22 protein-coding genes and 3 pseudogenes are annotated in these 25,394 nt (G+C 53.1%); 7 read left to right on the plus strand and 18 right to left on the minus strand.

Annotation, left to right across the window (positions count from 1 at the left end; genetic code table 11):
- Positions 1–68: 68 nt before the first annotated feature.
- The 7 genes from ACR0C9_RS19030 to ACR0C9_RS19060 form a co-directional block, all read right to left on the minus strand.
- Positions 69–1,076, minus strand: a complete 1,008-nt coding sequence (locus ACR0C9_RS19030; RefSeq protein ID WP_480781759.1) for a zinc-binding alcohol dehydrogenase family protein — start codon at positions 1,074–1,076, stop codon at positions 69–71.
- 84 nt (positions 1,077–1,160) lie between these two features.
- On the minus strand, positions 1,161–2,069 hold the full coding sequence (locus tag ACR0C9_RS19035) for a LysR family transcriptional regulator (protein WP_480781760.1): 909 nt from the start codon (positions 2,067–2,069) through the stop codon (positions 1,161–1,163).
- 63 nt (positions 2,070–2,132) lie between these two features.
- Complete coding sequence (locus ACR0C9_RS19040) at positions 2,133–3,128, minus strand: NADPH:quinone reductase (protein ID WP_480781761.1); 996 nt, start codon at positions 3,126–3,128, stop codon at positions 2,133–2,135.
- A gap of 66 nt (positions 3,129–3,194) precedes the next feature.
- Complete coding sequence (locus ACR0C9_RS19045) at positions 3,195–4,313, minus strand: L-dopachrome tautomerase-related protein (RefSeq protein ID WP_480781762.1); 1,119 nt, start codon at positions 4,311–4,313, stop codon at positions 3,195–3,197.
- A gap of 20 nt (positions 4,314–4,333) precedes the next feature.
- The gene (locus ACR0C9_RS19050; RefSeq protein ID WP_480781763.1) at positions 4,334–6,727 is read right to left on the minus strand and encodes a transketolase; all 2,394 of its coding nucleotides are present in this window, start codon (positions 6,725–6,727) and stop codon (positions 4,334–4,336) included.
- A gap of 142 nt (positions 6,728–6,869) precedes the next feature.
- On the minus strand, positions 6,870–7,475 hold the full coding sequence (locus ACR0C9_RS19055) for a YbhB/YbcL family Raf kinase inhibitor-like protein (protein WP_480781764.1): 606 nt from the start codon (positions 7,473–7,475) through the stop codon (positions 6,870–6,872).
- Between the two features lie 85 nt (positions 7,476–7,560).
- Entirely contained in the window at positions 7,561–8,430 is an 870-nt protein-coding gene (locus ACR0C9_RS19060) for a polysaccharide deacetylase family protein (protein ID WP_480781765.1), read from the minus strand.
- Positions 8,431–8,981: 551 nt separating this feature from the next.
- On the opposite strand from ACR0C9_RS19060, the gene ACR0C9_RS19065 reads away from it, so the two are divergent.
- From ACR0C9_RS19065 to ACR0C9_RS19090, 6 genes and pseudogenes are all read left to right on the plus strand, one after another.
- Entirely contained in the window at positions 8,982–10,028 is a 1,047-nt protein-coding gene (locus ACR0C9_RS19065; protein ID WP_480781766.1) for a cytochrome-c peroxidase, read from the plus strand.
- 680 nt (positions 10,029–10,708) lie between these two features.
- A pseudogene (locus ACR0C9_RS19070) lies at positions 10,709–11,649 on the plus strand (IS3 family transposase); the annotation flags it as partial.
- Positions 11,650–11,735: 86 nt separating this feature from the next.
- Positions 11,736–12,122, plus strand: a complete 387-nt coding sequence (gene tnpA, locus ACR0C9_RS19075) for an IS66-like element accessory protein TnpA (RefSeq protein WP_480781767.1) — start codon at positions 11,736–11,738, stop codon at positions 12,120–12,122.
- On the plus strand, positions 12,119–12,490 hold the full coding sequence (tnpB, locus tag ACR0C9_RS19080; RefSeq protein WP_480781768.1) for an IS66 family insertion sequence element accessory protein TnpB: 372 nt from the start codon (positions 12,119–12,121) through the stop codon (positions 12,488–12,490). Before tnpA ends, tnpB begins: the two co-directional genes overlap by 4 nt.
- Before the next feature lie 38 nt (positions 12,491–12,528).
- A pseudogene (tnpC, locus tag ACR0C9_RS19085) lies at positions 12,529–14,033 on the plus strand (IS66 family transposase).
- 79 nt (positions 14,034–14,112) lie between these two features.
- Positions 14,113–14,550, plus strand: a complete 438-nt coding sequence (locus ACR0C9_RS19090) for a hypothetical protein (RefSeq protein ID WP_480781769.1) — start codon at positions 14,113–14,115, stop codon at positions 14,548–14,550.
- Between the two features lie 59 nt (positions 14,551–14,609).
- Here the strand turns inward: ACR0C9_RS19090 and ACR0C9_RS19095 are convergent.
- The 9 genes from ACR0C9_RS19095 to ACR0C9_RS19135 all read right to left on the minus strand — a co-directional run bounded on the left by ACR0C9_RS19095 (position 14,610) and on the right by ACR0C9_RS19135 (position 23,600).
- Positions 14,610–15,763 (minus strand): IS3 family transposase gene (locus tag ACR0C9_RS19095; protein WP_480781770.1). Its coding sequence is split into 2 segments (ribosomal slippage): positions 14,610–15,502 and positions 15,502–15,763, totalling 1,155 coding nucleotides; the frame shifts between segments, so codons are not numbered across the junction.
- 359 nt (positions 15,764–16,122) lie between these two features.
- Complete coding sequence (locus ACR0C9_RS19100; RefSeq protein WP_480781771.1) at positions 16,123–16,638, minus strand: GNAT family N-acetyltransferase; 516 nt, start codon at positions 16,636–16,638, stop codon at positions 16,123–16,125.
- A 28-nt stretch (positions 16,639–16,666) separates the two neighbouring features.
- Positions 16,667–17,389 carry a class I SAM-dependent methyltransferase gene (locus tag ACR0C9_RS19105; RefSeq protein WP_480781772.1) on the minus strand — a complete coding sequence of 241 codons (723 nt, stop codon included), beginning with the start codon at positions 17,387–17,389 and terminating at the stop codon, positions 16,667–16,669.
- Entirely contained in the window at positions 17,389–18,657 is a 1,269-nt protein-coding gene (locus tag ACR0C9_RS19110; RefSeq protein ID WP_480781773.1) for an ATP-grasp domain-containing protein, read from the minus strand. The genes ACR0C9_RS19105 and ACR0C9_RS19110 overlap by 1 nt, the downstream gene beginning before the upstream one ends.
- Positions 18,650–19,600 carry an EamA family transporter gene (locus tag ACR0C9_RS19115; protein WP_480781774.1) on the minus strand — a complete coding sequence of 317 codons (951 nt, stop codon included), beginning with the start codon at positions 19,598–19,600 and terminating at the stop codon, positions 18,650–18,652. The genes ACR0C9_RS19110 and ACR0C9_RS19115 overlap by 8 nt, the downstream gene beginning before the upstream one ends.
- Positions 19,590–20,690 (minus strand): aminotransferase class I/II-fold pyridoxal phosphate-dependent enzyme, encoded by a 1,101-nt coding sequence (locus ACR0C9_RS19120; RefSeq protein WP_480781775.1) that lies wholly within the window; start codon positions 20,688–20,690, stop codon positions 19,590–19,592. The genes ACR0C9_RS19115 and ACR0C9_RS19120 overlap by 11 nt, the downstream gene beginning before the upstream one ends.
- A gap of 9 nt (positions 20,691–20,699) precedes the next feature.
- Entirely contained in the window at positions 20,700–21,500 is an 801-nt protein-coding gene (locus ACR0C9_RS19125) for a HalD/BesD family halogenase (RefSeq protein ID WP_480781776.1), read from the minus strand.
- Between the two features lie 523 nt (positions 21,501–22,023).
- Positions 22,024–22,995, minus strand: a complete 972-nt coding sequence (locus ACR0C9_RS19130; RefSeq protein ID WP_480781777.1) for an ATPase, T2SS/T4P/T4SS family — start codon at positions 22,993–22,995, stop codon at positions 22,024–22,026.
- Entirely contained in the window at positions 22,992–23,600 is a 609-nt protein-coding gene (locus ACR0C9_RS19135) for a hypothetical protein (RefSeq protein WP_480781778.1), read from the minus strand. Before ACR0C9_RS19135 ends, ACR0C9_RS19130 begins: the two co-directional genes overlap by 4 nt.
- A gap of 1 nt (position 23,601) precedes the next feature.
- Here ACR0C9_RS19135 and ACR0C9_RS19140 point away from each other — a divergent pair.
- Positions 23,602–23,811, plus strand: a pseudogene (locus ACR0C9_RS19140) (IS3 family transposase); the annotation flags it as partial.
- Positions 23,812–23,907: 96 nt separating this feature from the next.
- Here the strand turns inward: ACR0C9_RS19140 and ACR0C9_RS19145 are convergent.
- Both ACR0C9_RS19145 and ACR0C9_RS19150 read right to left on the minus strand, forming a co-directional pair.
- Entirely contained in the window at positions 23,908–24,363 is a 456-nt protein-coding gene (locus ACR0C9_RS19145; RefSeq protein ID WP_480781779.1) for a hypothetical protein, read from the minus strand.
- A gap of 312 nt (positions 24,364–24,675) precedes the next feature.
- Positions 24,676–25,083: a universal stress protein gene (locus tag ACR0C9_RS19150; RefSeq protein ID WP_480781780.1), complete on the minus strand. Its 408-nt coding sequence runs from the start codon at positions 25,081–25,083 to the stop codon at positions 24,676–24,678.
- Positions 25,084–25,394: the final 311 nt, after the last annotated feature.

Below are 25,394 nucleotides of genomic sequence, written 5' to 3' on the forward strand. Positions count from 1 at the left end.
GGAAATTCCGGAAAACAGTTTTTTCCTGCGCCAAAGAATGACGCAGGCCAGAGCCTCTTCTTTCGAGATCAATAGATGATTGAGATCTTACCGATTGTAGCGCCTGTTTCGATGGATTGATGAGCCGCCTTGAAAGATTCAACGCTCAACCCTGGTAACTCCTGTGTAACGGTCGGACGCAGCCTGCCTGTATCAGCGAGGTCTGCAATTAGAGAAAGTATCTCTCCTTGCCGCGACAAATCGGACGTGCTGAACAAGGATCTCGTGAACATAAGTTCCCATGCGAAAGTTACGGACTTGCCCTGAAGTTTTGACAGATCGACGCCTCCATCAAACTCAACAATGGCACCGATTGTACCCTGCGGCGCAATGAGGTCCGCCATTGCATCCCAATGTCCTTTTGTGTCTGCCGCGTTGAAAATGTAATCGACATTCTCAAACCCAAGGTCGCGCACGGATGACACCAGATCACGGTGATCAGCCACATGATCCGCGCCCATACGCTGAACCCAGTCATGGGTTTCCGGGCGTGAAGCCGTTGCGATGACTGTCATGTTCGTCAGGGCTTTTGCAAGCTGGATCATGGTCGAGCCAACACCGCCAGCTCCGCCAATGATCAGCAGCGAGCCGCTCTGATCTTTGGACAGTTTCATGCGATCAAATAGCGCTTCATAGGCCGTCAAAGATACCAGAGGCAGGGCTGCGGCTTCTGCATTTGCTAGGGTTTGAGGAGCTTTTGCGGTAATCCTAGCATCCACCGCCTGATACTCTGCATAAGAGCCATCGCGGGTGACATCGCCAGCGTAAAACACGCGGTCCCCAAGCGCAAAGCCTGTTACCGCCGAGCCCATTGCTTCAATGGTTCCTACTGCGTCATATCCGAGGACCCGCGGGGTTTCCCTGTCTTGATCCTGCGCCGATCGAATGCGGATTTTGGCATCTGCAGGGTTCACGGAAACTGCATCAATCCGCACAATCAAATCGTGTTCAAGTGGTTCGGGCTTGGGTACTTGGTACTCTTTGAGTGAAGCAGGGTGATCGATAGGGTAAGAGCGGGTAAATCCAACGGCTTTCATTTGGTGTCCTTTTCGTTGCTGTTTTGGATGTAGGCAACGTTCAACGAAGGATAATCTCGGAGGAGCCCAAGTCAGATTTTGGGTTTATGAAACAATCGTTCCAAGGCCAGTTTTGCGAAACCGTTCCTCAAGAAAGCTGGTAAATGCCTGTACTCTTGGTGGAGTGGTCCGGCTGGCGGGGCGGACTGCCCATACCTGCCATTCTGGTGAAACGGTATGACTGGGCAAGACACGTATCAGTCGCCGGGTCTTTAGGTGGTCTGATATGTCCCAGACAGATTTAAGCCCGATCCCTATCCCCTGAAGCGTAGTATCGGTCACCGCCTCGCCAAAGTTTGTGGTGAAGTTTCCGCCGACACGTACTTCTGTAATGTTCCCTGCCTCGTCCTTGAGCGCCCAATTTCGCGTTTCGCCAAGCACGATACAGCGGTGTGATTTCAGGTCCGAGGGTTGCTGTGGAACGCCGAACTTCTCCAGATAGTCCGGCGAGGCGACAAGCAGCCGTGGATTGGGCGCAAGCTTGCGGGCCAACAGCGTTGATGAGTTTAGCATCCCAACCCGGATTGCCAGATCATACCCCTGCTCCACGATGTCGATGATGGAATCATTAAGGTCGAGCTTCAGAGTGACATCTGGGTATTGATTAAGGAATTCGCCGATATGTGGGACAATCTGTGAGCGCCCAAAAGAGGCCGAAGTGGTCACGCGCAGTTCACCTGCAACCTGTCCTTTGACAGTGGAAACCGCTGCTCTTGCTTCTTCGACGCTATCGAGAACCCTTTGCGCATGCTCCAGGAATAGCTCTCCGTCCGGCGTAAGAGACACTGCTCGGGTTGTCCGGTTGAGAAGCTTAGTTCCCAGATCCGCTTCGAGCATCTGTATGCGCTGGGTCGTCGCCGTGGGCGATAGCCGGAATTCTTCGCCCGCCCGTCCGAGGGCTCCAAGAGCGGCCACTCGGACGAACAGTTCCAGCGATTTCAAGTCAAAGGTCATTCTTTGAGTGAGCCAAACAAAGCAGGCAAAATCAACCGCATTGTTTGCAGCGGCGGCATGGCCTCAAACGGTCAAAATGACTTTTCCGGCAAAGCCGCCCTGTTCAGCGAACTCATGCGCGGCCACAATCTGGTCCAGAGGGAAGGACCGCTCGATTTTGAGTTTTAGTGCTCCGGTTTGAAGACATGCGTTTATGTCCTCAATCGCATTCTGTTGCGCTTGGGCGGGGATTGCATAGACAAACACGAACCTGACGACCGCATTTGTTATCAGAAGGGAGCGATAGGGCAGGGGAGCGGCAGGGTCACTGGTAGCATAGTGCGCAATGACGCCGCCCTGTTTGAGGTAGAGGTGGGCCTCCTTCATCGTATCCGACAGGGCTACATCAACAATCCGGTCAATTCTTTCTCCGCCGGTGATGGCCAAGATTGCGTCGGGCAGGTTTTCTTCCCGGTAATTGATGATGTGGTCTGCCCCGGCTTGGCGAGCGATCTCCGCTTTTTCGGGTCCGCTGACCGTGGCGATCACCCGCGCGCCGGCCCATTTCGCCAGGGCGATGGCGCATTGGCCAACGGCACCGGCTCCTCCAGTGACCAGAATCCACTGGTCTTTAACTGTCCCGTCCGCCAACAGCGCGCGATGGGCGGTCATCGCCGGCACACCAAGGCAGGCCCCCTGTTCGAAGGAGTTGCCATCGGGCAGCGGGGCCGCAAGTTCGGCTTTGACCACGATCTGCTCCGCGGCGGTGCCCCTGTTGCCCTGGGCTAGGCCGTCTTCAGTACGGTTCACATTGAACAGCCAGACACGCTGGCCGATTTGGTCGGAGGAAATCCCCTTGCCCACAGCCTCAATGATGCCGGCACCATCTGAATGAGGGGTTACATCGCCATCAGGCAACGGGCCCTGAGCGCCCGAGCGGACTTTATAGTCTGACGGATTGATTCCGCTGGCGTGAATACGCACGCGCACTTCGCCTGATCCAGGTTCAGGTACGGCGCCGTTTGTGATGCGGAAACTGTCTTTTGCGGCTCCTTGGCCAATTGCGGATACGGTTTTCATGTGTGTGTCTACTTCCAAAAAAGGGGTCCGCACGGTTATCCGCGCGGACAAGTTTGGGGAGAGGTGTCAGTGTCCGACACGCCCTGGTGCCTCGGGGCGGAATCGGTAGATCAAATAAGGCGCTTCGTTCTTCGCCTCACCATCGTTGAACAGAGCGGCTTTGGATATCTGGGCTGCAGAAACATACATGTAGCCGTCCAACGCGTAGCTTACGCCATCTGGCCAGGACAAATCCTCTGCCACGGCGTAGCGGCGATATTCCCGGCTGTCTGCCGGGATGATCCCGACAGCGTTGGTTTCCACCTCGGTCAGATAGAGGTTTCCAGCCTGGTCGATTGACAGACCGCCATTGTTGGGCTTGTCGGCATAGCGTTCGACCCGCGCGCCGAGCTCAGTCTCGGTCAGGGTTTCATTCAGAAGATCGGCAAAACGGATGCGATAGATGGCGGAGCCGTTAAGGGGACCGTAGTACAACCATTCGAATTCCGTATCCGCAGCGATACCGTCCGCACCCACCTTGATCACGGCCTGCCCGCCATTGCCATCCGGGACGGTCAACGGCTTGCCATCCACTACGATCGCGACATCCTCGGGCAAGGTCGACACATGACCCTGCAAAACGCGCCGCGTGGCGCCAGTCGTCATGTCGACAATGACCAATGCCGCCGTCGTTCCGTCGCCACCCGGCCCGATGCCTTCGTCGGCGATGACAAACACGCCATCCTTGTGATTGACGACAAAATCGTTGTGCTGGCTTTCGGGGCGCGAGGCCGGGGCGGGAATGTAGTAAATCTTTTCCAGGCGATCCTCCCAGGTGTTCCAGCCCACCAGCTTGGGTGTCAGCCCGGTGCGCTGACCCATGTCGAGGATCCAGACGATCCCGTTTTCATCGCCGCGAAGACCCAGCACGCTGTCGAAATAGCGGTCGGTTCCATCCCGTGGTGTGTTCCATTCAGTGTTGGGAAACGGGGCAAAGGAATTGCCGTCTTCGCCCAGTTCGGCCACCCGGATTTCAGGCGAAAAGAACGGGTGGTGGCTATAGATAATCCGATTATCCGGCGTGAATGTGATATTGCCGACAGATAGCGGGAGTTCGGCAACGACCTCAGCAGTTTGCGGGGCTTCGCTCCAGGCTGGAAAGGCGATGGCCGCACACATGCAGAGCGAGGTGACAAGGTGTTTCATGGAGTCTTCCCTTCTTGGTTTCAGCTAATTCGGGCCAGACGGAGCGGGCGTCCGTTGAGCGCTAGTTCCGCCGCTCTCATGATCGCATCGGCGTCGATGCGGTGAGCGCGGTACAGATCTGCTATTGATCCGGTCTGCCCAAAATGCTCGACTCCAAGAGGGCGAACCCGCTGACCCAAGACCGACCCAAGCCAGGACAAGGCGAGGGGATGCCCATCCGTGACCGTGACGATGGCTGCATCTCGGCTGACCTCGGACAACAACGTTTCGACATGGGATTGCGCATTGGGATGCCCCAGGGCGCGAGCCCGGTCCGCGGCGTGCCACCCCGCGTTAAGCCGGTCCGCCGATGTGATAGCCAGGACCCCGATGTCGCGCTGATCCTGTCCAGTTCGCCCGGCAGCGGCGATCGCTTCGGCTGCTACTACACCGGTATAAGCTATCACGAGGGCGCAACCCGGACCTGGCTTGCGCAGCCAGTAACCACCATTGACGATGTCGCGCCTTAGCCTGTCATCCAATGTGCGTGTCGGCTGTTCCAGCTTGTGGGTGGACAGGCGCAGATAAACCGATCCGCCGGTTTCATCGCGCAGCCAGTCGCCGGGTTCGGGGGCCTCTTCTCCGTCACGCTGCAAATAGTCGAATGACCATTCCAGGATGCATCCAAGCTCGTCCACAAAGGCAGGTTCGAAACTGGCCAGGCCATCTTGCGATATGCCGATCAACGGTGTTCCGATGGACTGATGCGCGCCGCCCTCTGGCGCAAGGGTGATGCCGGATGGCGTCGCGGCCACAATGAAGCGGGCATCCTGGTAGCAGGCATAGTTCAGCGCATCCTTGCCGCGTTCGATGAAGGGATCGTACAGCGTCCCGATGGGAATCAGGCGCTCGCCGAACAAAGAATGCGACAGCCCGGCGGCACCGAGCAGAGTAAAGAGATTCATCTCGGCGATGCCCAGCTCGATATGTGCGCCGTCGGGCGATGCAGCCCATTTCTGCATCGATGCAATGCCCCGATCCCGAAACTCGTCCGCAATCGGGGTCTTGGCAAAAACCCCCTTGCGGTTCACCCATCCAGCCAAACCTGTCGAGGTTGCCACGTCCGGTGCCATCGTCAGAATGCGATCCGATAGAGGTGAGGAACTGCGCGCAAGATCGTCCAGCAGCTTGCCGAACCCTTCCTGTGTCGACAGAGCGGCTTTTGCCAATACAGGCGTCAGATTCGGCACGTTGATACGCGCGGCGGTGTAACGCCGACACCCTTGCGCGATGAAGGGCACCTGATTCAGGAATGCGTCGTATTCGGCGGCGGGGCGGGGCAGACCCTCGAAAAGGTCCCATTCATGGCCGGTGCGAATTTGGTGCGCATCACGCAAGATTCCCAACTGGGCGCTGTTGATCTGGCCCGAGTGGTTATCCTTGTGACCCGCAAGAGGCAGACCATAGCCCTTGACTGTATAAAGGATGAAGCAAACGGGGCGATCATGGTCGATTGAAGCAATAGTCTGCATCAAGCTACGCTGGTCGTGACCACCCAGGTTGGTCATGAGCCTAGCCAGTTCGTCATCCGTGCGGCTCTCAATCAGGCGGCTGACATCGCCTTGATCGCCAAGATCATTCAGCAGTTGTTCGCGCCAGGCGGCCCCGCCGGAAAAAGTCAGCGCCGCATAGGTCTGATTGGAACAGCCATCTATCCAGTCGCGCAACTGCTCACCTCCAGGTTCGGCGAACGCTGCCTCTAGGAGCGATCCGTACTTGAGCTCGACCACCTCCCAGCCCATCGAAGAAAAAACATCGCGAAAAAACGCATTCTGCGCATCTTTCGTGACTGCATCAAGGCTTTGCCGATTGTAGTCGATGAACCACCAGCAATCACGAAGATCGTGTTTCTTGCCCTCAAGCAGCGCCTCGTAGAGGTTGCCCTCGTCCAGTTCGGCATCGCCAAGGATGGAGATCATGCGCCCCGTAACCCGCTTGCCCCAACCCTTGGCGGCAACGTAGTCCTGCACCATCGCAGAAAACACCGCCATCGCCCCTCCCAGGCCGACCGAACCTGTGGAAAAATCCACGTCATCGGCATCCTTTGTACGGGACGGATAAGATTGCGCGCCGCCGAATCCACGGAAGTTTTCGAGGTTTTCGCGGGTCTGTCGCCCGAGAAGGTACTGCCAGGCATGAAAGATTGGAGAAGCGTGCGGTTTTACGGCGACCCGGTCCTCGGGCCGCAGCACCGCGCCATAGAGTACCGCCATAAGGGTTGAGAGCGAAGCCGACGACGCCTGATGACCACCAACTTTGAGAGTATCCGATTTCGGGCGGATGGAGTTGGCGTGGTGTATCGTCCATGTCGATAGCCAGAGTGCCTTCTTCTCGAGGTCTTCAAGAACGGTGGAGTTCGCGCAATGGTCCGACATCAGGTTTTCCTTATTTGTCGGAACAGCCTATGCGCACGTTTCGGCCAGATAATCAGATCAGTTGCGAAATCTATTTTTGGGAATGGCAAACAAAGGCCGACCGAGGGGCCTCGGCCGACCCTGACCCGATCCAATGTGACTGCTATTCCTCGCGCGGTCCGGCAATCACATCTAGTGTTGCGGTGGCGATGGCATTACTATTGTAGAAAAATCCGGCAAGTGCAGCCGAGGCGTTTTCAGGCAGATCTAGATGGTCTGTCGAGAGCGCATATACGGTGTAGGTATAGGTATGTGTCCGTCCGACTGGCGGACAAGGGCCGAAGAAACCGGGCTGGTTGAGGTCAGTGTTGTTTTCAACCGCCGCCGCTGGGAGATCCGCGCTAACTCCGGTTTCACCGGCGGGAATATTGTAGGCGCTCCAGTGCCAGAAACCGCTACCGGTGGGTGCGTCGTTGTCATAGAAAGTGACGGCAAAGCTCTTTGTACCTTCAGGCACATCGGTCCACGCCAACTCTGGGCGGGTGTTTTCCCCGGTGCAGCCGAAACTGTTCCAGTAATACTCGGCCGGAATCGTCTGACCCGCCTGTAAATCAGGGCTTGTCAGAGTAAAGTTGTCCTGTGCATGGGCGGTGCCAGTTGAGAGGGTGATTGTCAGGGCACTGATCAGAACATTGAGGCGCATAGCGACGGTCTTTCTGTGTTGAGTTGAGAACCCTAGCGTAACGCTTATGGCTTCCAAAAAAATCATGTGGTTCTCAAATGCAGATTTTGATCAGGCCAAACAATAAAGCTTCTTGATGCCCAATTGTTTGGCCGCGAAATTCGCTGAAATGTTAAAAAATGCGCGGGGGATTCACCGGAATATCATCCTGTTCCAAAGTGTATTTTGCGATTTCATCTTTGCGCATGAAAACCACGCCTTCATGTTGTTTGGCATAGGTCAGGAACCGATCCAGCGCACCTACAATCCCTGGGGCTCCTCCAATGCGATCATGTGTGCTGATAGACATCATGCGCCGCCTCGTCGCGCCTTCGGCATACAAAACATCAAATTCGTCTTTCAGCTCTTGTTCAAAGCTCGACGCTGTCATGGCCTGGGATGAAAACCGTCCGATGTCGTTGCAGCGCAACGTGTAAGGCACCACAACAAGCGGCTTATCCTGCACCATGGTCAACGCGGGTTCATCGCGGGATAAGTCATCTGTGTGGTACAGAAATCCCAGTTCTTTCAGGATGTCGAATGTCGCTCGTGTCTGCCGCATCCAGAAAGCATTAAAGCCGACTGGGCGCTGACCAGTTATCCGCTCAACAACCTCAATGTTCTTTTGATAGGATGCGCGCTCTTCGTCGGGTGTCATCCCAAATTGAGGGGTCCAGTTGTACCCATGTGCCGCGGCTTCGTGCCCCCGGACTACCAGTTCTTTGGCCAAATCCGGTCTACGTTCAACCGCTTGTCCGACCATGTGAGAGGTCACTTTAACCCCATGGCGATCCCACAGATCAAGCAGCCGGGGAATTCCTTCGTTCATCCCGTACTCGTACCATGTCGGTGTGATCGTATCGACCAGTCCGGCATCCATAGGTGGGAAGGGTCCTTCAGCGTCCTTTCCTTGCGCCCCTGCCTCAAACTGCATCGAAATCGAGATGGCAAGTTGCGCGCTACCTGGCCAGAAACCGGTGCCATTTTGATGTTCTTCCGTCATAACCCTTGTCCCGTGTTTGGATAGATTTGAGTTTTTCAACAGAGACTAGAGGCCATGCACAGACGAACAATTTCAAACACCTGAATTCATTATTTGGCTTTGTTAACGAAACCCGGGCGGTTTTAAGGGCATCTGCAAATGAAAATCACCTCGGTTGGGACTGGCTGTACAGAAATGTCGATGAACCTTGTCGACCGCGCTTGGCATTGGGGAGCAGCACCCAAGTCACGCCCGGAACTAACCAGATAGATAGTAAAACGCGTTACTTCAACGCTATCCTATTTGAACGACCAGTTCCTGCTGTTGTACGTAGTCGAGGCCAAACTGCCTATGGTTTCTGCACTTAGATGATGGTCCCAAATAGTGAAGCTCCGGCATGACTCGTGCGACAAAGCCCCAAGAGAGAAGTATTCGTTGGGAAAGCTAAAAACAGTTTTTGTCAGCCTGAAGTGTGAATCCTGTTTAGAATTGATCTAAATCAATAGGTTTTTCTGGCGTGGAGTGTTTTTTGTTTTTTCGCGAGACACCTACGCAATAGGAAAGACCTAGCCATGAGATCCAATCTTTTTGCAGTTTCCACATTTACCTGCCTAGCAGCGGGAGGAGCTTATGCGGATGAGCTTCGAGAGTTGGCGCTGGAAACCTTTAAGCCGCTACCATCAACGGTTCCGGCAGTATCCGAAAATCCAATTTCAAGCGAGAAAGTTGAACTCGGGAAGGCATTATTTTTTGACCCCAGGATGTCGGCGTCTGGCGTGTTTTCGTGCAATTCCTGTCATAATCTTGCAACTGGTGGGGATGATAACCTTGAAACCTCCATTGGCCATGGTTGGCAGCGCGGTCCTCGCAACGCACCAACAGTCCTAAACGCCGTTTTCAATGAAGCCCAGTTCTGGGACGGTCGTGCAGCGGACCTTGCTGAGCAGGCCAAAGGGCCTGTTCAAGCAGGAGTCGAAATGGCCAACACACCGGAAAACGTGATTGCGACATTGAAATCTATGCCGCAGTATGTCGACTGGTTCAGCACCGCGTTTGAAGGCGTTGAAAATCCCGTGACCTTCGACAACTTTGCCAAAGCTATTGAGGCGTTTGAAGCGACGCTGCTGACGCCATCCCCATTTGATGCTTGGCTTAATGGCGACGACAACGCGATGACCGAAACGCAACTTGCCGGGTTGGAGCAGTTTGTGGAACTCGGGTGCTCTTCTTGTCATTCAGGTGTCAATGTTGGTGGGCGCGGGTATTATCCGTTCGGCTTGATCGAAAAGCCAGGTGCGGAAATTCTGCCTGCGGGAGACAAGGGACGATTCGCTGTAACTAAGACTGTTGACGATGAGTATGTTTTCCGAGCGGCACCACTGCGCAATGTAGCCTTAACAACTCCCTATTTTCACTCTGGTAAAGTTTGGGACCTGAAGGTCGCAGTGCAAATCATGGCTGAATCTCAGTTAGGAGAAGCACTTAGCGACGAAAGCGCTGATCAAATTGTTGCGTTCCTTGAAAGCTTGACTGGTACAATACCAGAAGTAGTTTATCCGGTAGTGCCAACTGAAACGGCAAATACTCCGCGTCCTTCAGGCGAAGTAATTCCCCAATAGAACGGTCGGTCGAGAGGGAACGCGTGCACCCGTCCGGAGAACCTAACCTAATGACAGCGCGAGAGGTCGACCAAGTGTCCACCATCGGCAGTGGACAAAACGATGTACTCTGAGAGCAGGTTTAAGGAACAGTTTCCGGTCGGGCACGGATAAACCACCAACAATTGCGTAGACTATGCTACTTGCCTTCAAACAATTCTTCCTAGAGTTTACCCTCGACCAGTTCGGTATCACCAAGGATGGAGATCATACGCCCGGGCGCGCGCTTGTCTCGTATCCGTCTGGTTTGCCTGATTTGAGTGCCGATAGTGTGTAGGAGGTTGGTTTTTGTTTCACAACCCGAACAGCGATTGGGGTACAAGCTTTTACCCGAGTGAGATCGACTTTTTAAGTGATGTGGGTTATCGATTTGAACCCAGTGCCAATAGCGCTTAGGAAGATTTGAAACGATGAGTAGCCGCGGCCCAACCCAGTCTGACGTAAAGTTTTCCCAAGCGGATGATAGGGCAAGAAATTTTGGTTTGGAAAAAGCGGAGCAGCAGTCTCTGTCAACTCTAAACTCTTCAAGAGTAGTAAAAGTCTTCATACAAGGTGTGAAGCGCTCTCCTAGGTTAAGGGTGAGGTGCCCCTAGATTTGTAGACGCTTTGCTTGGTATTTTTGGAAGTAAAGGAAGACGCAAATGTCAGGGCAAATTCGTTACTCAGATGAGTTCAAGATTGACGCGGTGTCGCAGGTCACCGAGCGGGGGTATTCCGTAAGGGAAGTCGCCGAGCGGCTTGGTATCAGCACCAAATCTCTCTACACGTGGATGATCAAGTTCTCGAAACCGCAAAAGCAAATGGACCAAGAAGCTGAGGTTCGCCGCCTTAAGAGCGAGCTGGCCCGGGTCACTGAGGAGCGCGACATCCTAAAAAAGGCCACCGCGTACTTCGCCAGGGATGCAAAGTGAGGTACGCGTTCATCCACGCGCATCGTCAGCAGCATCCCGTCCGTGTTCTTTGTAAAATGCTCAGCGTTCATCCCAGCGGGTTCTACGCATGGGCTAAAGAACCGTTAAGCCAGCGTGCGTTGGAGGACGCGCGGCAGATCGACCTGGTCAAACAGGCCTGGAAAGACAGCGGCAAGGTCTATGGCTATCGCAAGATCCACGACGATCTGATCGAGATGGGCGAGGCGGTTTCTGAGAACCGCGTGGCACGACTGGCCCGTCTTGCAGGCATTCAGGCGCAGATCGGATACACGAAGAAGCCGGGCGTTTACGGTGGCAAGCCTTCCGTCGTCGTCGACAACACGTTGGATCGTCAGTTCGCTGTCGATGCGCCAGACAGGGCTTGGGTGACAGACATCACCTACCTGCGCACGCACGAAGGGTTTGCGTATCTCTGTGTCGTCATTGATCTGTTCTCACGGCGCGTCGTTGGCTGGGCCGTCCAGTCCCGCCAGACTTCGGAACTGGCGGTGCAGGCCCTGCTCATGGCAATCTGGCGACGAAAGCCCGGGCCAGGCCTGTTGATCCACTCGGACCAAGGGGCCCAGTTCACAAGCCGTGAATGGGCTGCCTTCCTGCGCGAACACAATTTGGAACACTCGATGAGCCGCAGGGGCAATTGTCACGACAACGGTAACCGTCCGGTCTGCCCGCTCTGACGCCATTTGAAGGAGAGTGATAATGTCCATTTTCGATAGTGGACATCTTGAGGCGGTTTATGGCTGGGAAGAAGGGACAGAAGAAGCGGTTTTGGTCGGATGATGAGAAGCGCTCGATTTGTGCGCAGACGACAGTGTCGGGCGTGTCTGTGGCGCAGGTTGCGCGTCGGTATGCGATGAATGCCAATCTGATCCACAATTGGTTGAAGGACCCAAGGTTTGTCCCGGAGCCCGAGATTGCTGAACCGGATTGCCACGGTGGCTTTCTTCCAGTTGAGATCGAAGGCGCGGTTGCTGTTCCATTTTTTGAAGATTCGAGAGAAATGGATTCGGCAGTTTCGGCGCAGCGCGTCGATATCACCTTGTCGGATGGTCGACGGATTTTGATCGAAGGCCCCACGGCATTGTCTGGTGTTCTGGCTTTGGTCGAAGGGCTGATGGTGTGATCCCGGTTCCAGCCAACACACGCATTTGGTTGGCCGCAGGTGTCACAGATATGCGCAAACAGTTTAACGGCCTGTCAGCCCTGGCGGAAAGCGTTCTGAAGCAGGATCCGTATTCCGGGCACCTGTTCGTGTTCCGCGGTCGGCGCGGTGATCTGGTGAAGATCGTGTGGTGGGACGGCCAGGGGGCTTGCATGTTTTCCAAGCGTTTGGAGAAGGGCAAGTTCGTTTGGCCTTCTTCTTCCACAGGCAAGGTGACAGTCAGTCCGGCACAATTGTCCATGCTTCTGGAAGGGATTGACTGGCGGGCACCGCAACGCACTTGGCGGCCCTTAACGGTCGGGAACTTGGAAGCAAATGTAGGGCCTTAGGATTCACATCTGGTGGGTACTCGGCTATAAGCCAAGGCATGTTCGATGCGCCCAAATCCCTGCCCTCTGATCCGGGCGAATTGCGCGTGGCCGCGGAGGGTTTGGTCGAATTGGCCAAGGCGCAAGCCTTGGAAATCGAGAAGCTGAAGCACCAATTTGCGGGGCACAATCGGCACCGTTTTGGATCCAGATCTGAGACCGCAGATCAGCTTAACTTGCAGCTAAGACTTGAAGAGGAAGAAACGGCTGCCGCGAGCACCGCGTCCACAGAAGACGTCAGCGATACGCCCGAGCCGAAGCAAAAACCAAAGCGTAAGCCCCTGCCGCCAGAACTGCCGCGAAACGAGCAGGTGCTGAGCCCCGACGAGGTTTGCAAATGTGGCGGCGACTTCAGGGCCATTGGGGAGATGTTACCGAAGAACTGGAGTACGTTCCTGGCCGCTTCATCGTAAACCGTATCGTCCGTCCGCGCATGGCCTGCAAATGCTGCGATAAAATCGTTCAGGCGGCTCTGCCCTCGCGCCCGATTGAGCGCGGTCGCCCCGGTGCCGGTCTTTTAGCGCATGTGTTGGTGAGCAAATACGCGGATCACTGCCCCTTGTATCGCCAAAGCCAGATCATGGAACGCGACGGGATTGACCTTGACCGCTCTACTCTGGCCGGCTGGGTTGGACAGTCCACAAAGCTTCTGGAACCGTTGGCTGATGCCATCGGTCGGTATGTTCGCGCAGGTGCGGCCATCTTTGCGGATGACACTCCGATCAAGATGCAGGCGAGGAAGAAGTGCACGACAGCCCGTGTCTGGACCTATGTGCGCGATGAACGAGCCTGGGCTGGGGACGATCCGCCAGCCGCCTGGTACAGGTTTAGCAAAGATCGGGAAGGCAGGCATCCCACCGAACATCTGGCCAACTACCAAGGCTGGATCCACGCGGATGGCTACACCGGGTTCAACGATATCTTCGCCAAAGAGGGCGTTCATGAGATGGCCTGTATGGCACATGTCAGGCGCAAGTTTGTTGATATCTTCCAGTCGCAGGGATCGCAGATCGCCGAAGAATCGATCCGGCGTATCGCACTGCTCTATGCCGTCGAAAAGGCCGCGCGTGGTAAGTCACCGGAAGAACGCGTTGCCCTGCGACAGCAGGACGCCAAACCCGTGTTCAACGAACTGGAAACCTGGCTCGACACCCAGTTAAACCGCATCTCCGGAAAATCCGATCTCGCCAAAGCCATTCGATACGCCCTTGGACGCATGAAGAAAATGCGCGGCTATCTGGAAAACGGCTTTCTGGAATTGGACAACAATTCTGCGGAAAGATCGATCCGCTGTGTCGCTTTGGGCCGAAAGAACTACCTCTTCGTCGGTTCCGAAGGTGGTGGAAAGGCCGCTGCGATTGCCTACACCCTGATCGAAACTGCCAAGGTTAACGGCGTCGATCCCCAGGCTTGGCTCACATGGGTTCTTGCCCGCATCGCTGATCACAAGATCACTCGACTGGACGAGCTGTTGCCTTGGCGTTACGCCGCCCAAGCAGCGTAACAGACAGCTTTGCCATGGCACCAGTGCAGTCAGACCAAACGGCTACGGTCAAAAGGGAAAGCCTTGGCCGGAAGTCCCCGTGGTCAAGGATCGTGTTGTGACCCGGTATGATGAGGTTTTGGGCAATGTAGAAAGCCCGGATTCGGAGGCGATTGAGCCCGAAGGTGAGCAACCTGGCTCGGAACTTTCCATATCGCAACAAGCGGCGGTCTCGGGTCCGTGGCCAACACCGATCCGCCCGTCCGTACCAACGGATTATGGTTATTTCGACGACCTTGAAGAAGCTGAAACTGGCGAGGAAACGCAGGAAGATCACAAGCTGAAGCAGGTGATGGAGACCGTCAAAGCGCCGAATCTGGCGGTGAACCTCGGGGATTTGCTGAAACTGGCTCCGATCATCCCCGAAGCCGAAGGCGATCTCGCAACGCTCGCCCATCGCCTGTCACCTGATGAATTGGTTAACAGGTTGGCGCCTCTGTTTGCAAAACCGGACGAGACGATTGACCCAGTCACATGATCCAAGCTGTTTGAATGTACTGAGCTACTCCCCGATCGTTGGACAGGATCTGGCGTAATTTAAGCTACTCTCTGCCGCTGCTGACTAGGTTGGGTTTCGTCTTTTCTCAGCCAATAGACCATGGCAGGAGGCTTGCCGCCAAGGGCGGAATGTGGGCGTTTTCGATTATAGAACTCGATCCATCTGCCGACGCCTGCCTTCGCCTCTGATCCAGTCTCCCAAGCGTGCAGGTAGACGCACTCGTATTTCAGACTCCGCCAGAGCCGCTCGACGAAGATGTTATCGAGGAACCGGCCTTTGCCATCCATCGAGATGCGCACACCGGATCGCCGCAGCCTGTCCGTCCAGGCGAAGGACGTGAACTGGCTGCCCTGATCTGTATTCATGATCTCGGGCGGGCCGAACTTGTGGATGGCCTCGTTCAGCGCCTCGACACAGAAGTCCGCTTCCAGCGTGTTCGAGATGCGCCAGGCCAGCACCTTGCGGGTGTGCCAGTCAATGATCGCCACCAGATACAGGAACCCCTTGCGCATTGGCAGATAGGTGATGTCCGCCGCCCAGACCTGGTTCGGGCGCCCCACCCGCAGACCACGCAGCAGATAGGGGTAGGTCTTGTGTCCCTTCGCTGCCTTGCTGGTGTTGGGCTTCTGGTAGATCGGCATGAGCCCCATCACCCTCATCAGCCGCCTGATCCGCTTTTCGTTCACCAAATGACCCTCATTGCGCAGATGCCAAGTCATCTGCCGCACACCGAAGAACGGCGTTTCCAGGAACTGTTCGTCGATCCGACGCATCAGCATCAGGTTCAGAGCCGTCTCGCCTTTGGGTTGATAATAGAACGACGACCGCGAGATCGACAGCAGCTTGCACTGCTTGCCAATGGGCAGATTGGCATTTGCAGGCTCGATCATTTTCCGCCTCACTTGCCGATCCACGGTTTGAGCTTTCGTGACAAAAAATCGTTGGCAACGGCCAGCTCCCCAATCTTAGCGTGCAGCTCTTTGACCTGTTCTTCGTCAATCTCCGGGGTTTTCTTGCCGCCACGCTCGAACACGCCGGACGCGCCCTCCAGGAGCGCCCGCTTCCAGCTGTGGATCATCGTCGGATGAACGCCAAATTGGCTTGCCAGCTCTGCAACAGTCCGCTCGCCCTTCAAAGCCTCAAGCGCGACCTTGGCCTTGAACTCAGGCGAATGGTTCTTCCGTTTCGACATCTCTGATCTCCTCCGCGTCGAAGATCAACAGACAGCAATTCGTAGCTTACGTCAGTGTCCGAAATTCAGGGGGTAGCTCAGTACAAAGAGAACTTTAGAGCATCCTAGTCTTGATTGCCTCGCGCCCGCGCCATTTCGCGATGGTCGTTAGATTTACGTTCAAAGTCCGACTCCACGCCACGGTAGAAACTTGTGGGCGCTGTATTACTGCTCGTGAGCGGGGCCGTGACGAGCTTGTCTCAAAGTGCATCCTTCCGTTTCCATGAATGGACCGGTCCATCTAACCGCAGGATCAAACTGTACCTAACTGCGCAGGACATTCCCTCCAACGAGAGGCGAAGATTGCAATGGCTGTTCAATCATCTCCGGGACGTGAAATTTTTTTCGCGGCTAAATTCAAAGTTAAAAACTGATCGCTGAAGTGAATTATTAAAGCCAATACTTGCAAATCCAACCCGCCTCAATATCTTCTGAGAACCCACATTATCTGGATGCGCAAATGCAGTAAGAGTAGTTAGATTTGTATTCAGGTGTGAAAATTTTAAACAGGCTTTCGCGAACTCTGTCCCGAATCCAAAACCCCAAACATTACCGGAAAAGAAATAAGCTAACTCTGATCCATACCCAATATCAAATGGATCTTCATACAGCCCGCCCCATCCAACTATCTGCTCGGTCGACTTATCCAATATAGTCCAAGGGGCAATGCCCAATTTCACCCGTTGATTTTCATGTACAGTTAGCCGTCTGTAGCACTCTTCTTCTGACCGGTAGCAATACGTATATTGCATAGCCTTAGGATCGCCCAAAAAGGAAAACAGCGCCGGCACATCGTTGACGTCAAACGGACGGCAAAACAAACGTTTTGTCTCCATTTGGGAAATTTCCCGAACCAACAAGGACTCATAGTTTTGTAGCATAGATCACCAAGCCGACTTGGTTAGTTTTTGGGCGCCCACTGAAACTGCCATATGTGTAGATGTCAGCGAAGCCGCTGCTTGACAGCATTCCGATCAAAGTTTCAGTTCTATATAATCGCGTTTTAGTAGTAACAATCTCAGCCCCCATTTCATAATCAACGGATAATATTCCTGTATCGTAATCAACATGAATCGTCTCACATACTGGACCTGTCTTGCGTACATATTTGCCATTTTCGTTCAGTAGGTGTGCCTCATTGCGATCTATCTCTTTAGAACGCTCAATATCACACACTTCCATCACCAATCGCCCACCCGGTCGAAGTGCAGCAAACCAGTTATCCAAGCAAGCTTGGTCCTGCATTTCTGAGGATAAATACCCAAAACTTGAATAGATATTTAATATTACATCATAGGTGTTCGATGGAACCGCATCCATCTCACCAACAGAATACATAGGGCCAGCATAGTCTTTTCTAGCTATTTGGATTTGCTCTGAGGATAGGTCAATACCATCTACTTCAAATCCTAGGGTGTGCAGTTCGTGTGCAATTCGCCCAAACCCGCACGGCACATCAAGAATCCGGTCAGATGCCTGGATGCTAGCAAGTTGCACGATATCGCGCACATCTTCCTTAGTTGTATTGTATCGGCCCAGTATTTCGTTCATTTCATTAAAGCTGGAAGGAAGCGGTGGCATCACCATTAGTTTACACCCTCTGCTGGTTGCGCATTTTCAAGAATAAAAAATCCATCACCTTCTTCAATCGTGCGAATCGATTGATAGTCTGCTTCAAGCTGTTCAACAGACGGGTGAGTAAGATAAAATACACCGGGCGACGTTGAAATATCCACGGTTACCTCAACACTATCTCCTACATTGCTAAGTGAGTGAATCTTGGAGAAACTCGGTAAAGTTCGGATTTTGTCGATATTCTTCAGGCCAACTACGCGGCCCTTTTTGTGCGAGATTAGTGAGACGCACCGGACAGATGAAAATCCATCTTTGAAATGAATTGGTTTGCTGAACTTTTCCGGAGCGCAGACCGCGTCAACGGACAAACTGACGTGGCTATAACCTATAGCTGATTCAATTAGATCTGGATCAATGCTACCCTGCGTGCGGCAGCCTACCTCAATTAACTTCGGGCCCTCCTCCGTGATGATAACCTCACTATGCGCGGCACCTTCAGCAACGCCTAGAGCATCAAGAACCGACAAGACATAGTTTGACAGAAGCGATTGCACCTCGCCTTCAAGTGCTAATAACTGCTCAAAGCTATAGGCAACGCCATGTGCTACTTCCTGTCTATTGTCCGACCATATCTCACTAACAAGATGCCTGCCACCCGCACTGACCGTGTTTATAATATATTGTGGTCCTTCAAGGAACTCTTGCACTAAAACCGTTTCGTTAAGCGAATTCATGGAGTTCACTTGGCCAATCAGTTGTTCAATTGCTTTCTCTACTTCATGTAGCTTCGAACAAATATGAACTCCATCTGATCCCGCTGCGTCTTTCGGCTTAACTACATACTTTCTAACGTTAATTCTCGGAAAACACGTCAAAAACTCCGAGTAGCTACTCACTTCGATTGATGTCGGCCCACTGATTCCAGCCGCTTGCAACGCAAGCTGCATTTTTTGTTTATCACGTCTAGCAAGTGTCAATTGTGGGTCATTTCCCGGAAGCCCTAAAGAATGCGACAGTTGATCTGATAAGATAACTCCAGATTCGCTGCCCGCTACAATTGCGACAACGTTCTCTTGCGCAAGCTGAGCGACTGTGCTCGCGATCGAGCGATGAACAATGTTTTTCGAGTAGCTTCCTTCCCGGAAGGAAGATATATCAAATGGATTTATCGGATCCTCAGACTGCACGTGAATGCATTCCATCTTCATATCATTGAATTTTGGCGCAAGGAAACTTCCTGTGGAGTAGCCATCTACAATCACTACTTTTCCATCAAGCATGTCTTTGATCCTTCATTTGAAAATATACAACAACAACAACAATTCCCACCAACAAAACGTTGGCAAAAATCGAATGATACGAAATTTCGACACGGGAATCGAAGAGTTGAAAAATCAACGTTAATGCCGGTGCGATTGCGATAATCATTTCGACCGTCATTGGCTCGCACAGTCTAGTCCCCTCTTGCAGGAGAAACAGACTAACTATCACGCCAAAAAAGGAGATGAGTAACATGATAGCAAACTGCTCTTGCAGGAAGGAAAGGAACGTTGCCATGCCACCAGACATAAGAACGGCACCAATTACCAAAAGGTAAAACCGATGTGCCATTACCGTAGCCGAGCTCAACCCCCTATCGTGCAACCTCTTAGAGTACACAGTGGTTGCAGAAAAACTTACCGCTGCAATGCTTGCGTATCCTAACCCTTTCCATGCGCTAGAAGAGTCTTCATACTCAAGGCCGCTATTACCGGACACGACGACCCACGCCAAGTAAGTTCCCACCAGGCCTATTGCTAGCGAACCCAAAATCTCTGTTGGGGCAACAATTGAACCAGGCCGGAGCATCTTGTTTATTATCAGTGTACATATTGGGTTCAACCCGCCAATGAGAGCACTTACCAGTGCCGGCTCCACAAGCGACAGTGAGAAGTACAAAGACAGCCAGCTAACCGCTGTGGTAATATTTAGCCACAGGTGATCCGATGCGCGACCTTTTGGTGCAACGAGTTTTCTCCTATCTGTTATTAACACGGCGCTTTGAAAAAACAGCATCGCAATAAGAAAAACTGACGCGGTCATTAAGTAGGGATTGTACTGACTGGCTTGATTTCCGATTGCAACATCTTTTGCCGCTGCAAACACGTTGTATAGCAATAGCGCGACCACACCGAAGCTAGCCAAGCGGTACTTTTTTCTTGATCCCATAATATTATTTTGCATGTGACATAAAATCCAAGATCGCTTGAACTAAATAATTTATCTGGTTTGGGGAGTGATCGCTGTATACGGAAAGCCGTATACAGCCTTCGTCGGGTGCCCCAGCATAGTTCGACAAAATGGCGATAATGGAGCGATCCTTTAGGTGTCGAATTAGCGCTGCATTTTTTTCTCGATTTCCGAACGAAAATGCAGCGATGGGACTCTCAGATTGATCTACCTCTATTCCAATTCTGGACAATCCAGACTTTAGAAGTCGGGAGTTTCTTTTTAAGTTTCCTAGGATTTTTAAATCTTCTTGAAGCAAGTTGAGCGCGGAAATCACTGCCATCGCTACAGGGACTGTTGGTAGTGTTGTTCCACCATAGATCTTGGAAGTAGATTTGATTTTCTCAGTCAGCGTGCGATCTCCAAAAACCACGCCGCCTTGAAGAGAAAGCGACTTGCTGAACGTCGCCCCCCATACTAGGTTCTCTAGTCCCCTGAATAGCGCAGGACTGCCTCGCCCGCTCGGGCCCACAGTCCCAAATCCATGCGCGTCATCAACTATCAAAACACCGTTTTTGGGGCGCAAGCAACGGGAATAGACATCCAACGGTGAAATACGCCCCGTCGTTGGGGCAACACCATCAGTGAGGATTGCCGGCGCACCTGTAAAAGGAGTATCGGAAATCAACTGCATCAATGCGTAATCTGTTGTTGCGGGGTCGAAATACGAGCAGGGTATCTGCGCCGCACGCAGTCCAAATTCAGCACTGTAATGAGTGCCGATTGGTAGAAAGGCATGTCCAATGCGATCAGAAAATGCTTCGACCGCTATAGGATAGAACAGATATCCAGTCGCAAAGAGTACTGCGTCTTCTGTACCGACAAACTCGGACACCGCTGTTTCAACGAGCCGTAGAACCGGGCATTTAATACCATAGCCTAAATCATTACTGAATCCATACTGCTCTATCCCTTGCGACATTGCTTCCGCAATTTCGTGGCGGCCGTTTAAACCAAGGTAGCAAAAACCTGAGAAATTCAGATATTCAATACCATTCACATGAATGAGAGCCCGATCGGGGCTCTCTATTAACGCATCAAACATAGTTGGGCCTTATGCGAAGAGTTCGTTCATAGTTTCATGGGTTTTTTGCGCCGCCACATCAGCGCCATTCGCATAAACCATGTTCAGAACAACTCGCTCAGCGTCGACTAATAGCGGGGTTACTTGATGCAACAAGATATCAGAGCGAAACAAATATACATCACCAGTCACGTGCTGCTTTGTAAGTATATTTCCTTCATTTTCAGCAAGGATGCTTTGAATATTTGGGTTCTTTTTGTCCCAAGACGTGTCAGGTACAATCTCGAGATTGCCGCCAAATTCTGGCGCCGGAGCCCTTAGCACCCATAGAAGCGAGTAGGCATAGTCATCCCAATGCCATCCATGGGTGTCGCCGGCTTGGTGTAAGCATGTTGCGATGTACCGCTCTTCCTTCCAAGGGCAATCAAACACTTCTTCCGAAACTAAGTATGAGATTAACCCCTTGATCACATTCGATTTGTAAACAGAGTCAATGCCTGGGCACTCGCTTTTTAAGTCAACATACCGAAGATTTGTCATCTTTCTCGGGGTGTTTTGAGTAGCTGGGATATTTAGATCACGTCGCACTCCATGGGCGCTTAGGGCTCGATCGACCTCACAACGCAAGAAATTTACAATCTCCCCGGGTAGTAGGGATGTAACTTTAGCATATTGCTCACGTATGAAGCAATTTTTGCCCTCTTTAGCTAATGCCGAAAAACCCATAGATGTAAAATGATTGGAAAGGGTTTGTTCAATTTGAGACGGTTGGAGAATAGCTTCAAAAAGTTGAATTTCTGAGTCCAAGCCGTCGTTGCGCGCATCTAACATGTTAACCTCATTAGTAGATAAGGAATAAACCTGTGGGTGATGAGTAGTTCTCTAAATCAACTCAAGCAAGATTATAATCGACCAAATTTTTCTCCCTAAGCAAAGTTTCGCTGAGCCGGTTGTCCCCGGCGCGGTTTGTGATCATGAGCAGCATTTATGGCTGCATTAAACCGTTCATATGCCCGCTTATTCTTGATGTGATTAGCTCGCGTTAACCGAGTCACTTGTGTGATTTCTGCCGCTGACCCAAGGGGTTTCTGACGCATTGACACTGTGATCGACTGCTGCCCTGTGTAGATCTCTGAATCTAGTGCTACGGGCCGGGATGGTGATGAGCAGGGTCGGTCAAAATCTACCGAGCGTGCATTATGGCTCAAGCGGTTCAACTGAGTTTCCCCATACCGGTATGTTTGGTCATTTTCCCATTCTGATCATCATGACCGGATTTAGATTTGATATCGGAATTAGAGCAATCGCCTACACCACGAGAAAGAGCGGATCGCCAGTGATATTTGTTTAACGCTCACTTGTTCCGCAGCTCCCTAACCGCAACAGGCCGCCTTTGATCGCCGCTCTTCCGAAACTGCACAATCACGTCAATCATCGAGCGGCAGTATTCGAGGATCTCGGAATAGGTCAGCCCGGTATCCGCCTGCATCACCATCAACGCCAATCGCGACAGTGCCGCCTCCGGCGACGCGGCATGCAGCGTGGAAATTCCACCTAGATGTCCCGAGTTGATCGCCGAAAGAAAATCATAGGCTTCCGCCCCGCGCAGTTCCCCCATAATGATCCGTTCCGGCCGAAACCGCAGGCAGGCTTTGAGCAAATCGCTGCTGCTTGCGTGTTCATTCACAACAAGCGACACCACATTCGGCTGGCGGGGCCGGATCTCCAACACATCCTCAATGGTCATGATCCGCTCAGACGGGTCGACCTCTGCCAGACAGGCCCGCAGCCAGGTTGTCTTGCCAGATGACGTGCCGCCCGACAGGAGGATGTTCCATTTGGCTTTCACCGCCGCCCGCAGGAAATCCCCAAACCCTCCGTTTTCATGGGATTCGAACACGGCGGCATCTGCCGGGTCTTCGCCGGATTTCAAGTCAGCCATGTTTGCGGTGAGATCGGGCAGCCCGTTCATCAGATCATCCAGCGACATTTCCTTGGCCACGGCCCGCCGCAAAGCAAAGGCCACCCCATCTTCCACCGCCGGTTTCATCGCCACCTGTGCGCGCCAGAGCGATCCGGCGATTTCAAATTGGGACCCGGCCAGAGGTCTTTTCGCCGAGATCGGGTTGTCGCCCGCGAGATCCTCCGCCAAAGCCTGTGCATCATCTTCGCGCAGAGGCTCATCCAGCGGCTGCATAGCGGGATCACCGCTGCGCTCAACCCAGACCCGACCGTCGGGGTTCAGGACGATCTCGGACAGGCGCGGATCGGAGAGCAATTGCTCTCCGAACACACGGGTCAAAATCGCTTCGAGGTGGCGGCTCATCGGCTGAATCCCCGATCACCTTTGGCCCGGTCCTCGCGTTCCCGCTGCCTGCGATCCTGAATATCCGGATCGCGGTCGATGCGGCGGTCGATGTTGGTCACATCCCAGGCTTTGCGGGTGACGCTGACCTTCTCGATCTCGTCTGACACCGAATTGCGCCGATCCCGCGTGACCACTTCTTTACCGGCCGCTTTGAAGGTGGCTTTGTCCCCGATGCTGAGATTGTTGCGCTCCATCTGATCCTGCAAGGCGGTGCCCCAGAGGCGTTTGGGGGCCTCCTGCCCGTCACTCTTCACATCCACGTAAAAGGACTGGCTTTCGGGGTCGTTGGGCCGGGCCAAGGCCTCTTTCGCATCGACGATGACGCCGGTGACACCGGTCTGAACGGACACCTCTTCCCGTACCGCGCGTTCGTTTTCCCCCTTCCCGGCCTGCTCATGGGCTGGCCCACGCGATGCCGTGGCTCGATCCTGATCCTGCCCCCGGTCCTGAGACCGCTCTTTCTCACGGGAACCATGCTCAATGTCACTGGCTTTCCAGGCGCGGCGGCGGGTTTCAATCGTCTTCTCTTCGCCGGTCTCTTTGTCTGTCTTTTTGACGGACACCGACAACGCGGTCGCTGAGAGCTTCTTTCAGCTCTTGAAGAGAGAGAAGATCAGGCGACGCAAATATCTGACACGCGAGCAAGCCAGAAGGGACGTGTTTGAATACATCGAGCTGTTCTATAACCCAAAACGCAAGCACACGAACAACGGAATGCTGTCGCCTGTTGACTTCGAATACAGACAGCGCAAACTGAAAGAGGCAGGTGTCTAGGAAACTAGGGGCACCTCAGGAACAGCAATGACGTGCTGCTCGACAAAGTATAGATCGACCATGTGTGATGCAGGTTTGAGGAATCGTCGAAGCATCCTATTGTGCACCTCGAATCTGTAAACCGTTATCGAACAGAATCAGCGATTTGCCGTTCCGGCGTTCCAGCCGAACGCGGATATCCTCATTTAGAAAATCGACCGCGTTTGGGAACTTGAGAACACTTTTTACCAGTCCAAGTGCTGCCATCTCGGATTCAAAGAGTTCATGACATGGCGCTTTGAAGAACTTTTCGGGCAAGAAGTTGCAATGCCCTTGGAACCGGTCGGTGCGGGGTGGAACCGGGTCTAGGAACAAGAAAACCGATGACAGTTGATTGCCTTTGAAAACGATACCCATTCCGTCATCGGTCAACTCCAAATCGGGTCGGTTGATCTCGGGATCGGGGTCAATAAGTACCTCCCGGCTCTTCAAAACTTCCAAAATGTCATCAAGAATGTCACGTGGTTTGAGCCTGATCTCGTCTGAGCCCAATTGAATGATTAAGGTATCCAATGCGCTAAACCTCCGCTGAAGTGGAGATCGGAAAAACACACAGCAGCACATCAATGCGATTGATCTTGTAATCCGGCAAGCGCACGAGAACCCATGTGAGCCATCCAGCTACCACGAAACCATTGCAATCAAGGAAGATACTTCTACTCGAAACACGCCTGTCATCAACGCGAGGTTTCCCTTGGGGTTGCCGAAAGTAAGTTGCCAGACACGACACCCGTGCGTCTGTCAGCCAGAAAAAGCCAGACATGGTCACTGCTCGATTTCGAACCGTGAATCTCGCCGGCCAACAGAAATCAAAGGGTCCTGCCTCTAACGTACTACATGAACGGCACATTGAGCATGACGAACGACGCGCGCCGCAGTGGTGCCAATCAGCAAGTCCTTCATTCCTGGTCTGTGACTGGCGATGACAATGCAGTCTTTGTCGTTTGATTGGGCAAAGTCCAGGATGCCACGTGCAGGATGACCCTCTACAACGATCACTTTTGCATTCTCGATATCCTGAACCAAAGGTGACAAACTCTCAGTTACAGAGCGTCGAGCGGTTTCAAGATGATCGTCGGGCAAGAGATCGCTGGCGTATTGGGGTAGGTACTCCAGCACATGTAAGACCGTTATCGACCCACCACTTTCGCAAAGCGCACGCGCGATCGTTATTGCTTCAGCAGCGTCTCGGTCAGCCTCAAAAGACAAAGGCACGAGGATGTTTCGGTACATTTATTGCTCCATTAGAAAGTTTTGATCTCACTCTAATCGCACAACGAGCCACTAGATACCACAAAAAACGCGGAAAAACCGCTTGTTAAGGGAGGCGCGTCTTCTAAAGTGTACCAGCAATAATACTCGGAGTTCTTCCTACTGGTGAAAGTACTTGACCGTTTCTGCCTTCATTGTGATCCGCAAAGCAGAAAACACTCGACATAAAATGAGTAGTAAGAAGCAATCAATGTCGGACCATCGGCGGAAGGAGGCCTGAAATGCTTCTGCGCGATGGGATGTAATGCATGCGAGACCAAATGGGAGAAGCA

The sequence above is a fragment of the Ruegeria sp. C12 genome (genome assembly GCF_056537745.1).

Excerpts from the sequence above, each read along its gene's own strand:
- ACR0C9_RS19055 (WP_480781764.1), bottom strand. The coding sequence starts at position 7,475 with ATGATTTTTTTGGAAGCCATAAGCGTTACGCTAGGGTTCTCAACTCAA.
- tnpA (WP_480781767.1), top strand. The coding sequence starts at position 11,736 with ATGGCTGGGAAGAAGGGACAGAAGAAGCGGTTTTGGTCGGATGATGAG.
- ACR0C9_RS19120 (WP_480781775.1), bottom strand. The coding sequence starts at position 20,690 with ATGTTTGATGCGTTAATAGAGAGCCCCGATCGGGCTCTCATTCATGTG.
- ACR0C9_RS19030 (WP_480781759.1), bottom strand. The coding sequence starts at position 1,076 with ATGAAAGCCGTTGGATTTACCCGCTCTTACCCTATCGATCACCCTGCT.
- ACR0C9_RS19100 (WP_480781771.1), bottom strand. The coding sequence starts at position 16,638 with ATGGAGACAAAACGTTTGTTTTGCCGTCCGTTTGACGTCAACGATGTG.
- ACR0C9_RS19115 (WP_480781774.1), bottom strand. The coding sequence starts at position 19,600 with ATGCAAAATAATATTATGGGATCAAGAAAAAAGTACCGCTTGGCTAGC.
- ACR0C9_RS19050 (WP_480781763.1), bottom strand. The coding sequence starts at position 6,727 with ATGTCGGACCATTGCGCGAACTCCACCGTTCTTGAAGACCTCGAGAAG.
- ACR0C9_RS19060 (WP_480781765.1), bottom strand. The coding sequence starts at position 8,430 with ATGACGGAAGAACATCAAAATGGCACCGGTTTCTGGCCAGGTAGCGCG.
- ACR0C9_RS19125 (WP_480781776.1), bottom strand. The coding sequence starts at position 21,500 with ATGTTAGATGCGCGCAACGACGGCTTGGACTCAGAAATTCAACTTTTT.
- ACR0C9_RS19035 (WP_480781760.1), bottom strand. The coding sequence starts at position 2,069 with ATGACCTTTGACTTGAAATCGCTGGAACTGTTCGTCCGAGTGGCCGCT.
- ACR0C9_RS19105 (WP_480781772.1), bottom strand. The coding sequence starts at position 17,389 with ATGGTGATGCCACCGCTTCCTTCCAGCTTTAATGAAATGAACGAAATA.
- ACR0C9_RS19065 (WP_480781766.1), top strand. The coding sequence starts at position 8,982 with ATGAGATCCAATCTTTTTGCAGTTTCCACATTTACCTGCCTAGCAGCG.
- ACR0C9_RS19110 (WP_480781773.1), bottom strand. The coding sequence starts at position 18,657 with ATGCTTGATGGAAAAGTAGTGATTGTAGATGGCTACTCCACAGGAAGT.
- ACR0C9_RS19150 (WP_480781780.1), bottom strand. The coding sequence starts at position 25,083 with ATGTACCGAAACATCCTCGTGCCTTTGTCTTTTGAGGCTGACCGAGAC.
- ACR0C9_RS19130 (WP_480781777.1), bottom strand. The coding sequence starts at position 22,995 with ATGAGCCGCCACCTCGAAGCGATTTTGACCCGTGTGTTCGGAGAGCAA.
- ACR0C9_RS19040 (WP_480781761.1), bottom strand. The coding sequence starts at position 3,128 with ATGAAAACCGTATCCGCAATTGGCCAAGGAGCCGCAAAAGACAGTTTC.
- ACR0C9_RS19045 (WP_480781762.1), bottom strand. The coding sequence starts at position 4,313 with ATGAAACACCTTGTCACCTCGCTCTGCATGTGTGCGGCCATCGCCTTT.